12 protein-coding genes are annotated in these 12,514 nt (G+C 41.7%); 6 read left to right on the top strand and 6 right to left on the bottom strand.

Annotated features, from left to right (window positions below):
- Positions 1–486: 486 nt before the first annotated feature.
- The 5 genes from ACQY3F_RS18890 to ACQY3F_RS18870 are packed head-to-tail and all read right to left on the bottom strand — an operon-like array spanning position 487 to position 4,073.
- On the bottom strand, positions 487–831 hold the full coding sequence (locus tag ACQY3F_RS18890; protein ID WP_428356568.1) for a hypothetical protein: 345 nt from the start codon (positions 829–831) through the stop codon (positions 487–489).
- Between the two features lie 55 nt (positions 832–886).
- The gene (locus ACQY3F_RS18885) at positions 887–1,621 is read right to left on the bottom strand and encodes an ABC transporter ATP-binding protein (protein WP_428356566.1); all 735 of its coding nucleotides are present in this window, start codon (positions 1,619–1,621) and stop codon (positions 887–889) included.
- A complete protein-coding gene (locus ACQY3F_RS18880; RefSeq protein WP_428356565.1) occupies positions 1,618–2,370 on the bottom strand; it encodes an ABC transporter permease in 753 nt (250 codons plus the stop codon). The genes ACQY3F_RS18885 and ACQY3F_RS18880 overlap by 4 nt, the downstream gene beginning before the upstream one ends.
- 21 nt (positions 2,371–2,391) lie before the next feature.
- Positions 2,392–3,069, bottom strand: coding sequence for an N-acetylmuramate alpha-1-phosphate uridylyltransferase MurU (gene murU / locus ACQY3F_RS18875; protein ID WP_428356564.1), 678 nt, complete (start codon positions 3,067–3,069; stop codon positions 2,392–2,394).
- The gene (locus ACQY3F_RS18870) at positions 3,066–4,073 is read right to left on the bottom strand and encodes an aminoglycoside phosphotransferase family protein (protein ID WP_428356563.1); all 1,008 of its coding nucleotides are present in this window, start codon (positions 4,071–4,073) and stop codon (positions 3,066–3,068) included. Before ACQY3F_RS18870 ends, murU begins: the two co-directional genes overlap by 4 nt.
- 156 nt (positions 4,074–4,229) lie before the next feature.
- Here ACQY3F_RS18870 and ACQY3F_RS18865 point away from each other — a divergent pair, with 156 nt between their 5' ends.
- From ACQY3F_RS18865 to rnd, 4 genes are read left to right on the top strand one after another with little or no spacing between them, the layout of a single operon-like run.
- Positions 4,230–6,593 carry an LPS-assembly protein LptD gene (locus ACQY3F_RS18865; RefSeq protein WP_428356561.1) on the top strand — a complete coding sequence of 788 codons (2,364 nt, stop codon included), beginning with the start codon at positions 4,230–4,232 and terminating at the stop codon, positions 6,591–6,593.
- 1 nt (position 6,594) lies between these two features.
- Positions 6,595–7,896, top strand: coding sequence for a peptidylprolyl isomerase (locus ACQY3F_RS18860; RefSeq protein WP_428356560.1), 1,302 nt, complete (start codon positions 6,595–6,597; stop codon positions 7,894–7,896).
- A complete protein-coding gene (locus tag ACQY3F_RS18855) occupies positions 7,889–8,473 on the top strand; it encodes a DbpA RNA binding domain-containing protein (protein ID WP_428356559.1) in 585 nt (194 codons plus the stop codon). Before ACQY3F_RS18860 ends, ACQY3F_RS18855 begins: the two co-directional genes overlap by 8 nt.
- Before the next feature lie 40 nt (positions 8,474–8,513).
- The gene (rnd, locus tag ACQY3F_RS18850; protein WP_428356558.1) at positions 8,514–9,671 is read left to right on the top strand and encodes a ribonuclease D; all 1,158 of its coding nucleotides are present in this window, start codon (positions 8,514–8,516) and stop codon (positions 9,669–9,671) included.
- Here rnd and ACQY3F_RS18845 read toward each other — a convergent pair.
- The gene (locus tag ACQY3F_RS18845) at positions 9,653–10,270 is read right to left on the bottom strand and encodes a hypothetical protein (RefSeq protein WP_428356557.1); all 618 of its coding nucleotides are present in this window, start codon (positions 10,268–10,270) and stop codon (positions 9,653–9,655) included. The genes rnd and ACQY3F_RS18845 overlap by 19 nt on opposite strands.
- 206 nt (positions 10,271–10,476) lie before the next feature.
- Here ACQY3F_RS18845 and ACQY3F_RS18840 point away from each other — a divergent pair, with 206 nt between their 5' ends.
- Entirely contained in the window at positions 10,477–10,800 is a 324-nt protein-coding gene (locus ACQY3F_RS18840; RefSeq protein WP_428356555.1) for a cupin domain-containing protein, read from the top strand.
- 398 nt (positions 10,801–11,198) lie between these two features.
- Positions 11,199–12,512, top strand: a complete 1,314-nt coding sequence (gene rimO, locus ACQY3F_RS18835; protein ID WP_428356553.1) for a 30S ribosomal protein S12 methylthiotransferase RimO — start codon at positions 11,199–11,201, stop codon at positions 12,510–12,512.
- The last annotated feature ends 2 nt before the right edge of the window (positions 12,513–12,514 follow it).

The following is a 12,514-nucleotide window of genomic DNA, read 5'->3' as shown; positions in this document are numbered from 1 at the left end:
TATAGTGTGTCAAAATTGTGTAACCTTGTATTATCTCTTAATTACTACAAATTTTGCAAATTCTATAGTTTTAGAACGAACTTTTGAAAAGTATTTAAAGGTCTTTTGTGTGAACTACCAGGAAAAAACTAAGTGATGGACGTTGAATCTATTATTTATGAACGCGTATTTTTCAGCATTGTAAATTTTCTAGGTTCAAAGGGGCTAAAGAATTCGAACTTTATAATACCCGAAACTATAATTTATAGGATGCGCTTCGTACCTCAGCACATCCTGCGTATATTATTTAATTCTTGTTTCTAAAGGCGTTACTTGGATTAAGAATTAGTTTCTGAGGTAGTTGTTGATACTTTAGGCGAAAGCCGGCTCAGTAGTTTAGGCAGGATTTATTGTTAATGACTAGAATTCTGGGAGCTCGAGGGCACTCAGCCCTATGCTCCCAGATTAGTCAGAAATAACTGGCTGTCAAATAGTGGTAATTTGATGTTAAGGATAAATTACTTTTGGTTCAAAATTGGCCGCAGGGTATTTTGGATCAAAGACTGACCTTTCACCCTGGGGTGCCGAGTTGATGGATGTTTTGATTGCATCTTTATCCTGATAAAGTATTTTTGCAGCAAAGCTGCTTGCTGGGTAGTCTGGGTCGTATGCTGATTTTTCGCCCGTGGACTTGGTAGAACTTGAAGCATTCTTGGCTTGTTCATCTTGAAAAACAATTTTCGGCTGAAAATTAGCGGCAGGGTATTGGCTATTGTCGCTATTCGCGAAGCTAATGTTTGGGATTAAGGTGAGTGTTACTGACAGGATGCTAATTATTAGTGGTGTTTTCATAGGGCCTCGTTCTCCATTTTGGGGTTTTATTATATTAATGTTCAATATAGAAAATCTATAATAACTCAGCTATTTGCGGATAATCAATAAATAACTGTTGTCTAAATTGCTCTATTTTCATTTCCTGTGAGCGTTCGTTTCTTGGAATCGTAACAGCTACTTCGCTGATAACAGACATAGGGTTGGTGCTGAGGAAGATGAGTCGATCCGCTAGCGTGATTGCTTCGCGTAAATCGTGGGTTACAAATAGAACTTTGTGCGCACGTTTAGTCCATAGGTCAATGAGCAATTGCCTTACTAAGCGGGAAGTTGGTGGGTCTAGTGAAACAAAGGGTTCATCCATTAGTAATAAATCAGGATCAGTGGCAAATGCACGAATAATTGATACGCGGCGGCTCATGCCTAAAGACAAATGTTCTGGATAACTTTCTTTTTCAGCAGCAAGGCCCATAATCTCCAGTAAAAAATCCAGCGTTTCTGGACGGGCATCGGCTGCCAATTGAATATTCTCGCGTACAGTTCGCCAGGGCAGTAGGCGCGGATTTTGAAAAACATAGCCCACTTTCGGCGGTATATGTTTAGGTTGTAATTCGATTGAGCCAGAAAATTGAGTATCCAGATTTGCCAGGATATTTAGCAGAGTCGTTTTTCCGCAGCCTGAGGGGCCTACAAGACATACAAACTCATTATTATTCAGCGTGATTTGCAGGTTTTTAATGACTTGTTTAGGCGTTTTATTCGTAGCATTGAGATACGATTTATCATCAATTTGAATGACTAACTGACTCATCGTCGCCACCTTTGCGCTTTTTTATCCAGTGGCTTGAGGATCAACAGCTCAATCGCTTGAATCAACGCTACAAAGGCTACGGTATAGGCCAGGATACTGGCAACATCAAATAGCTGGAAAAATAAATGCAACTGGTAACCCATGCCATTACTGCGCCCCAGCATTTCTACTACGAGAACGATTTTCCATATCAGGGCAAGACCAGAGCGTGTTGCTGCCATAACAAAGGGGTGTAGCTGAGGCCAGATGACATGACGTAAGGTTTTGCTTTTACTAAAACGATAGCACTTTGCCATATCTAATAATTCACTATCCAGAGCGCGTGTACCTTCACGAATGGTGACGATTACATTGGGTAATTTATTGATCACCACGGCGAGAATGGCGGCCGATTCAACCAGCCCAAACCAGACATAGCAGAGAATAATAGTGACTAGAGCGGGAATATTTAAAAAAATCACCAGCCAGTTATCAAAGAAGTAATTTATTTGCTTATGTCTGCCTAAAACGATGCCGATAGCGCATCCGAGTAGCATGGCGATACTGAAACTTACTAGCAGGCGGTATAAGGTTTTACTTAAATGATAAGGTAATTGCCCGCTATTGATTTCTGCCAACAGTACTTTTGCAACAACTAAGGGCGTAGGCAATGTGGCTGTATTCAAATAAATAGCAAGCCCATACCACAGTCCTAAAAAAAGACTGATGGAGAGTAATGCCAAAATAGACGGGCGGTAGATACTATCCATGTTTACCTGGTTGGGATGATTTTATTGCTCATGGTGTCTTAGCATTATGTTATTAAGCTCCTTCAAGCGCTCTGGTGTGCCGATATCCATCCAGAATCCCGGGTAAAGTTCCCCGCTAATACGGCCTGTTTGCATGGTGTTTTTTAATAGCGGGCCGAGTGCGGATTTTCCTGGTTTAATGCTGGTAAATAAGTCCGGGTGGTATATTCCGATGCCACTATAGGTATATTTAGGAGTGCCTTCAGGTGTCAGTGTGGCTTGATTTTGTAGCGCAAAATCCCCAGTCGGGTGGTGTGCAGGATTATTGACTAAAATTAGATGCGCCAGGTCTATCTCTTTGTTAATAAGGCCATGAAAATTGAAGTCACTGTTGATATCGCCATTGACCACCAGGAAAGCTGAATCACCGAGTATAGGTAATGCCTTTTTGATGCCGCCTGCGGTTTCTAAGCCCGTTTCACCTTCGTGGGAGTAGTCGATATTTGCCTGATACTGCGAGCCATCTCCCAAATAGTTTTGTATCTGCGCTCCGAGGTGAGCAAGGTTAATAACAATATCTGTGATTCCTGCTTGAACTAGAGCTTCTATGGTATAGACAATGAGTGGCTTACCTGCTGCTTGCAATAAAGGTTTTGGCGTATGATCGGTCAGTGGGCGCATTCTTTCCCCCCGCCCAGCCGCTAAAATCATTGCTTTCATAGGGTGCGTTTGCTGGCAGGTAATACGTTTTGCACTAAAAAAGCATGAAACTCATTTAATTCCGGGTAGTGTTTGCTAATATTGATAACATAATTCAGTGTGCGCGGAATATCTCTAAGATAAGCGGGTTTGCCATCACGAATATTAAGCCGTGAAAAAATTCCAATCGCTTTTAAATGTCGCTGTATGCCCATTAAATCAAAATCTCTTTTGAATTGATCAAAATCACAGGCCACCAGCTTTGCTTGTTTTAGTTGCTGGAAATAGGGCAGTAAACAGCTTTCTATTTGTGCATCTGACCAGCTAATGTAACAGTCTCTTAATAAAGAAACGGCATCATAGCTCACCGGGCCGATAACGGCATCCTGGAAGTCGATGATTCCTGGGTTATTAGCACTCAGGTGCATTAAATTACGCGAATGATAATCTCTATGCACGCAAACTTGAGCTTGCTGTATGGCTGAATTGATTAAAAAGTCATAACTATCGTTAATAATAGTTTGCTGGGCATGAGTAAGCGTCAGTTTACATTGCTGTTTTAAAAACCAGTCGCTAAATAGTAATAGTTCCGTTTGCAGTAATTCAGGCGTGTAATGCGGTAAATCACAATTCTGAATGTCTACGTTATTTTGTAGGGTAAACAGGCTATTCAGAGCATCTTTATATAAGGCTTCTACCGTAGTGTCGTTTAACTGATCTAATAGGCACGAGGAGCCAAAATCTTCGAGTAGTAGAAAGCCTTGCTGATTGTTGTGTTGAATAATATCCGGCACATTGACCTGTGCTTGTGCAAACAACTGGGCAACTTTGATAAAGGGGGCTGTATCTTCTTTATCGGGTGGGGCATCCATCACGATATAATGTTGCTGTTGATGTTGCACTCTAAAGTAGCGTCTAAAACTGGCATCGCTAGAGGCGGGTTCAAATTGAGTGATATCCAGGTTTAGGTCGTTTGTTAACCATTGCAGAATGGCTTTTGCTCTATCATCGCTTGCCGTAATCATTCTTTTATAAAGAGGCCGGAAAAGTAAGGTAAAATGGTCGGTCGTTATTTTATGCCATTTTGTCTGATCGTGCGGGCTTTATTGGGATTTTTATTTACAGGTTTTTAAGTATACATGTTGCTGCGTTTATTACTATTTTTTGTCAGTTTATCAATGATGGTATCTACCCTCACGAGAGCAAATGACGTACAGGTAGAATGTAAAAATGGCAAAACCGCTGAGCAATGTCCCGCAGACAAGGCAGAGCAACTGATTACAGAGGAAGTAAATAATCGTTTCTGGTTTGATAAAACCTTTAATGCCGAGCGCGAACAGGTTTTTTCACGTCTACAAGCAGAGTTTGATCAGGATCCTTGGGGCGTTTGTACCTTAAGGTTGGGCCCGCAACCAACTTATACGGTTGATAAGCAACAGCGCGAAGTGTCAGAGATGGATATTTTTGCGGGTGGTAGTGAAATGTTCGATGCTGAACTTATTAGCTTAACAGGTAATATCGATTTACAACGTGCCGATCAGCGTTTGAGAGCTAATCAGGCTGATTTTAATCAGGCTTCTGGTGTGCTCGATTTATATGGCGATATCATCTACAGTGATGGCGGTATGGCTTTGCACAGCACCTCGGCACAAGTCAATTTGCAAAATGATACGTCTTTATTGCGTGATGTGTCCTTTATCCTCCCTGCTTCACCTATACGTGGTAGCGCCGATGTGGTTTATCGGGATAGTCCGACATTCAGTCGTTATAAAGAAGTGACCTATACGGCTTGCGAACCCGGTAATCAGGACTGGATGTTGCATGCATCGCGGATGAAGGTGAATGATGAAACCGGACGCGTAGCAGTAAAGCATGGCTGGATGGAATTTAAAAGCGTGCCGGTGATGTATTTCCCCTATGGTTCATTTCCAGTTGATGATAGACGCTTAACCGGGCTGTTAACCCCTTCCTTTGGCCTGTCTGGACGTACTGGGGTAGATATTAGGTTGCCTTTTTACTGGAACATGGCACCTAATTATGATTTGACTATAGCCCCGCGATATATGACTGAGCGGGGCTTTATGATGGGTGCTGACTTTCGCTATCTCTGGAACAGAACATTTGGCGAAATTGATTTTGAAATTATGCCCGAAGATCAGCAAACCAAGATGCTAAGGTGGGGCGGTAGTTTTCAAAACAGTACGCAATTTACGGATAATCTGGCGATGAATATTAATGCCAATTATGTATCTGATAGTGCTTATTTTTCTGATTTAGATGGTTCACTGGGCTTGAACAACCGTAATCGATATTTACAAAGTAATGCTAATATTGCCTATACCTTGCCGTGGATGGCCATGAGTGCCCGGGTTGATAATTATCAAAATATTGACCCGGGTGCGAGTGATAAGAATGTTCCTTACAGGCGCTTACCGCAGCTAAAGCTGGATATGTTTAAATCCTTTAATCAGCTGCCTCTGGAAATGGGGCTGGATAGTGAATATGTCTATTTCCAACGGCATTTTCCTGATGGCCAGCCGCAGGGACAGCGGTTTAATATTAAACCAACGATCAGCTTTCCTGTGGTTTCTCAATCGGGGTTTATTATTCCCAAGGTTGCGATGCAACACACCCAATACTGGCTTGATGACCAGTCTGCCGGGGGAGCCAATAGTTTGAATAAAACCTTACCTATGGTGTCTTTAGATAGCGGTTTGTTTTTTGAGCGAGATTTCGATTCCTTAACGCATACGATAGAGCCACGTTTATTTTATTTATACGTGCCGTTTGTCGACCAAAGCGAGCTACCTAACTTTGATACCTCTTTATACGATTTTAATTATGGTCAGCTATTTAGAGATAATGAATTTAATGGGGTAGATAAAACCCAGAATGCCAATCAAATATCAGCGGCTTTAACGACGCGCCTAGTTGAAGATGGGCGTGACCGTTTGAAATTAACTATCGGTGAAATATTTTATTTTGCAGATAGAAAAGTAAATTTAGTAGGCGAACAGGTGCAAACTGAATTCCTATCAAATTTGATTACCGAATTAAGTAGTGAGATTACCGATGAATTAAAATTTACATCGGCAATGCAGTGGAATTTCGCCAAGAATAGAGTTAATAGGGGTAATGCTGATTTACGTTATCGTGGTTTGAGCAATAACACCATTTTGAATATTGGCTATCGATTTCAACAACAGCAGCCAGAATTTGGACGTTTTGCTCAGAATCAGGTAGTTGCTTCGGCCATGGTTCCCATTTATGATGGCTGGAGTGCTATTGGCTTATACCGTTATTCGATACTCGATAAGAAAAATCTGGAGTACTTTGTTGGCATAGAAAAGGATTCTTGTTGTTGGCGCTTCAGGGTTATTTATCGTCAGTTTCTATTGAGTACGGCTTCAGGTTCTTTTGGCGATGCCGAGCCACAAAATTCAATATTTTTTCAATTAGAATTGAAAGGTTTTACAAGTTTAGGTGAGAAAGTCGATGACTTTTTGCTGGATAATATAGCCGGATACAGAAAACCAAATTATTAAAATGACAAGAAATAAAATTACCCAGAGCATAATAATACTAATGTTGGCATTAGTGAACTTGCCAGTGTCTGCTGTTGAGTACCTGGATGGAATTGTGGCTGTTGTTGAAGATGATATCATTCTGGAAAGTGAGTTAGCAGAAGAAGCAGCGGCAGTTGTGGGCAAATTAAAAGCGAATAATGTGCAAATGCCCCCCGAGAATGTTATTTATAAACAAGTACTGGAGCGCATGATTATTAGTACTTTGCAAACTCAGTTAGCACAAAAGGCTGGGGTTAAAGTGACCGATGAAATGCTGGAAGACTCAATGAGTGGGATAGCCAGACAGAATGGCATGGATTTAAGCGATTTTAAACAGGAAATTATAGCGCAGGGCATGAGTTATGAGACTTTCAAAGAAAGCGTGCGCAAAGAAATTGTCATTAACCAGTTGCGGAACCACGAAATCGGTAGTCGGGTAAGAGTATCAGAGCAGGAGATAAACCATTACCTGGAAACTGAGATCAGTTCAGCAGATCAAAAAACGCAATATTTACTAGGCCATATTTTAATCGCGGTTCCTGAAGGTGCTTCTGCAGCGACTATCCAGGCTGAAGAAGCGGAAGCACTTTCGATTATTGAGCAATTGCGAGAAGGCGAAGACTTTAAGCAAATGGCGGTCAGTGTTTCAGATGGTAGCAATGCTTTACAAGGAGGAGAGTTGGGCTGGCGTACGCTAAATCAGCTACCTACTTTGTTTGTAGATGTGGTTAAAACGATGAGTAAGGGTGATGTTGCACAGCCTATTCGTAGTCCGGGAGGTTTTCATATTCTTAAATTACTGGATAGTACCGGCATAGCAACACATATGATTACTGAAACACAGGTGCGCCATATATTGATTAAAACCAATGAATTAATTAATGATGAAGAAGCGCAAAGACGTTTGCTGGCGATAGTCGGACGAATAGAGGATGGTGATGGCTTTGCCGCCTTGGCCAAAGCTAACTCAGATGATACCGGGTCGGCATTAAACGGGGGTGAGTTAGGCTGGGTTACACCAGGCTTATTAGTACCGCCCTTTGAAAAAGCCATGACCGAACTGGAAATAGAAGAAATTAGTGAGCCTGTACAGACTCAATTTGGCTGGCATATCATTCAGGTTTTAGAGCGCCGTAATAAAGATAATAAGGAACAGCAAAAGCGGAATCAGGCACGCGATGATATTCGCAGACGAAAAATAGAGGAAGAAACCGAGTTATGGTTACGGCGTTTACGAGATGAAGCCTATGTAGATATTCGCCTAGAGGCATTAAATGAATAATAACAATGCCAATGTAGAAATTGAAAAGCAGTCTAGCCTGGAAAAGCAATTAAGAGAAGTGATTGCCAAAGAAGATTTAACGGCTAATAAAGCGTTGATTGAAGTGAGTGCACGGCATTTGCAATTAGATTATCTGGATTTAGCAGCCGCTTTATTATTTATTAATGACCCCAAGCCCCAGTTGAGTACGCTGGCGAATAATAAGTTTGCAGTTGAAAAACAGAAAGCACATGAGTTATTGCATGCGGAAATGGTGCGTTATCGCATAGAAGTGGGACGTATTCATAAGATCAGTGTAAACCTGATTAAAGATGTATTAGTTGAAGACGCAGGTGTCGAGCGTAATAATATTGGTTACGTCGATATATTCGAACATTATACTGTTCTCAGCTTACCGCCTGGCATGCCTGTTGAAATATTACAGCTATTTAAAGAGTTAGAGCTCAATCAAAAACGTCTGGAAATTAAACGCTTAAATGGCGCGGGTAAAAAATTTCAGGCAGAAAAAAATTATCGACGTGGTACACGCAGGCATTATTTGGCTGCTAATAAAAAGAAAGTTAGCCAACCTCAGTAAAGTACCCTGCTGAAAAATAATAATTATTTTATAAAAAAACATGAATGAAATTCAGTATGTTGATTCGGTAGCATTGCTACAAGACCTTTGCCAGAAAATGCAACATGAGCCGTGGCTTGCGATTGATACTGAATTTCTGCGCGAAAAAACGTATTATCCAAAATTTTGTCTGTTACAAATAGCGACTCTGGAGTGGGTGGCCTGTGTTGACCCAATTGCCCTGGAAGGCGAGTTAGATGAATTATTTGCTATTATCAATGACCCGGCGATTGTCAAAGTCCTGCATTCCTGTCGGCAAGATGTTGAGATTTTTTATCAGCTCAGTGGAAAATTACCTGCACCCGTTTATGATACTCAGCTAGTAGCGCCGTTGCTGGGCTTTCAGGAAAATACCGGTTATGCCATGCTGGTTTCCGGGTTTTTGAATATCAATCTTAGCAAAATACATACGCGTACAGACTGGAGTCAGCGGCCTTTATCGGCAGATCAGATTCAATATGCGGCAGATGATGTGATATATCTGGCTAAAATTTACCAGATGATGCAAAAGAAATTGCAGGCATTGGGTCGTGAAGATTGGTTAAAGGAAGACTTTGAGCAATTGATGAATGAGGAGCTATATGATATCCCGCCAGAAAAGGCCTGGCTGAAAATACGTGGAAAAAATAAACTGACCGGCAAGCAATTGGCGATTGTACAAGCCTTAGCTGAATGGCGTGAACAAGTCGCAAAAAATGATAATAGACCTAAAAACTGGATTTTACGTGACGAGCTTATTCTGGATATGGCGAAGTTACAGCCGGTTCATTTAAAGGCACTGTCTGAAATTAGGGGTATGAATGATGGCTTTATCCGGCGTAGTGGCAAACAGGTCTGTGAGTTAATTGCTAAAGCTCAGGACATGCCGGGTTTGAAATTAAAAAACAAGACGAATAACAAGAAATCGCAGAAACAGGAAGCGGTGCTGGATATTCTAACCGGGCTAGTCAGGCTACGTGCGGATGAGAACTCATTAAACCCGGTTATTCTAGCGACGCGTAAAGACCTGGAACAGTTAATATTAGATGAACAGGAAAGCTCACTGCTGCATGGCTGGCGTTATAGTATGGTAGGGCAGGAATTACAGCAATTATTACAAGGAAAGCTGGCGCTATGTGTGGATAAAAATAATGTAAAAATTCAACAACAGGAAGTTTGAGTAAAATGTTTCTTCAGGTTGCTGAGCGTGATAAATGCTGCATTAACAATGCCTAAGCGAGTTAGTTCGCTGGGTAAGGCGGCATCTGCGTCGCCATGCATTTGATAGATTATGTGTATAATATTACCAGTCGGAGCAAGCTTAAATTGCCAATACCCATCTGAAAAGCGCATTTGCACTGTGTCTTTTTGCTCAGGTAATTGAGCTTGAATAGTTTGCGCAAGTTGCGCGCGGGGTATGTTTTTTAAATGTATAGTATAGCTGTTGGCTTGTTGATTGAAACGAGTGGTAGATTTCATGACTGTATAGCGGTCACTAAAAGGCCAGGGCAAAGAAATCAGCTTATAGATGTAGTTATCAGTTAAATTAAGCATTTTTATGCATTTATAGCGCCAGCTAGAGCAATTATTATCATTATTAATAAAGGCCAGCAGAGAGTCTATATTGGCATTAATGCTCATTTCACCTCTGTATTCAGCGTAAGCTGAATAGGCTAGTGTGCGGGTATAGACAGTAATGTCGTTTGCTTGTTTTGCTAACTTCCAGTTTGACTCATCTTCCAGAGCGGAAACAGCGTTCGCCATAAAATATAATAGCAATAGTGATGTTTTAAAAAAAAGCATAAAGATGAATGACTCTATTAGTAAGTACCCAAGCATAATTAATTTAACAAATTTTACGCAGGATTTTTTTTCATTTTCAAGGCGCATAAATAGGCGCATAGCTGGCTACGCAACTCTTTATGCAACGCTGAAAATGAGAAAAAAGACAAGAAAAATGTTAAATTAATTATGCTTGGGTACTTATGCCTGAAGTGAGCAATATATTAGCAGGTATTCCGCTTCAATTACCTGAGGAATTATCTACGTGCCTAATGCAGCAAGCTAATGTACGCATAGAAAGAATTGTATCCAGAGGACATGCCAGCGCAAAAAGTGAATGGTATGATCAGGCGCAGGATGAATGGGTGATATTAATGCGTGGTGCGGCTACTCTGGAGTTTGCAGGGCAGACGGAGTTAACAAGGCTACAGGCGGGCGATTACCTGTTGATTCCTGCACATTGCAGACACCGCGTAGAATGGACCGATCCAGATAACGACAGTATCTGGTTGGCGGTACATTTTTAAGGACTGTTTTTATGCCTGGAAATCACGCTGTTCGCTAGCTTAATTGGTTTAAAACAGGCGAACATCAGGCTAGAAATAATTGCTCAGGAATGTGCACGAAATAAATTCAGACCACCTGAACTCTAGAATAATAACTTGATGCCAATGCTTGATATGTAGGTTGGCGCTGAGCTTGCGAAGCCCAACAATCACTGTGCAATATCATGTTGGGCTTCGTATACTTAGCGCCAACCTACGCACTGATTTTTCTAGGTTTAAAAAGGCGTACATCAGGCTAGAAAAAATTACTCAGGAATGTGCATGAAATAAATTAGTCAACCTGGAAGCGAGTTGTAGATTTAGTGCGTGAGCGTTTCTAAGATTAACTGAGAATAAAAGATTACACAATAATAGAATATATGAAAACACCTAAAATTGGCTTTATCAGCCTGGGTTGCCCAAAAGCATTAGTCGATAGCGAGCGTATTTTGACTAAATTACGCTCGGAAGGATATGAGGTTGCGCCGAATTATGAAGGTGCGGATATGGTGGTGGTTAATACCTGTGGTTTTATTGATGCAGCGGTAGAGGAATCACTCGACAGCATAGGCGAGGCGATTGCAGAAAATGGCAAAGTGATAGTGACGGGTTGTTTAGGTGCCCGGGCTGATGAAATTTTAGAACGTCATCCCCAGGTGCTGGAAATTACCGGTGCACATGCTTTAGAAGAAGTCGTCAGTGCGGTGCATAAGCATTTACCTCCCTTGCATGATCCCTATACCAGTTTAGTACCCCCGCAAGGGATAAAGCTAACGCCTAAACATTATGCCTATTTAAAAATAGCAGAAGGCTGTAATCACCGCTGTACTTTCTGCATCATTCCTTCCATGCGAGGTGACCTGGTGAGTCGTCCGGTGAATGAGGTATTGCTAGAAGCCAAACGCTTGGCAGATGCGGGAGTTAAAGAGTTATTAGTGGTCTCTCAGGATACCAGCGCTTATGGGCTGGATTTAAAATATCAGGCTTATGACTGGCAGGGCAAAGAAGTCCGTACTCGCTTTTATGATATGGCTGAAGCGCTAGGTGAACTAGGGATATGGGTGCGTATGCATTATGTTTATCCTTATCCTCATGTGGATGAAGTCGTGCCTTTAATGGCAGCTGGTAAAATTTTGCCTTATCTGGATATACCTTTCCAGCATGCTAATACGCGCATTCTAAAATTAATGAAACGCCCAGCCGCTGCGGAAAATAACCTCACGCGAATAAAGGCATGGCGCGCTGTGTGCCCCGATATAATTCTGCGCAGTACCTTTATCGTTGGTTTCCCAGGAGAAACGGAAGCAGAATTTCAGGAACTGCTGGATTTCCTAAGCGAAGCTCAATTAGATCGCGTAGGGTGTTTCGCCTATTCGCCAGTAAAAGGCGCAGTGGCGAATGATTTGCCAGACTCTGTGCCAGAGGAAGTTAAGCAGGAGCGACTCGCCCGGTTTATGGAACATCAGGCTGAGATTAGTGCGGCAAGGTTACAGTTACGAGTAGGTAGAATCGAACAGGTTATTATTGACGAAGTAGTCGAGGAAGGTGCTGTTGCTAGAAGTAAAGCTGATGCCCCGGAAATTGATGGCCAGGTCTTTATTGATGGCGCGACGCATTTAAAAGTCGGCGATTTGGTCAATGTTGAAATAGAAGAAGTGGATGACTATGATATGTGGGGACGATTACTGGATTGATG

It is taken from the genome of Methyloprofundus sp., from assembly GCF_965251085.1.
GTDB lineage: Bacteria > Pseudomonadota > Gammaproteobacteria > Methylococcales > Methylomonadaceae > Methyloprofundus.
The sequence above is the reverse complement of the archived record's forward strand: the minus strand, read 5'-3'. Positions and strand labels throughout refer to the sequence as shown.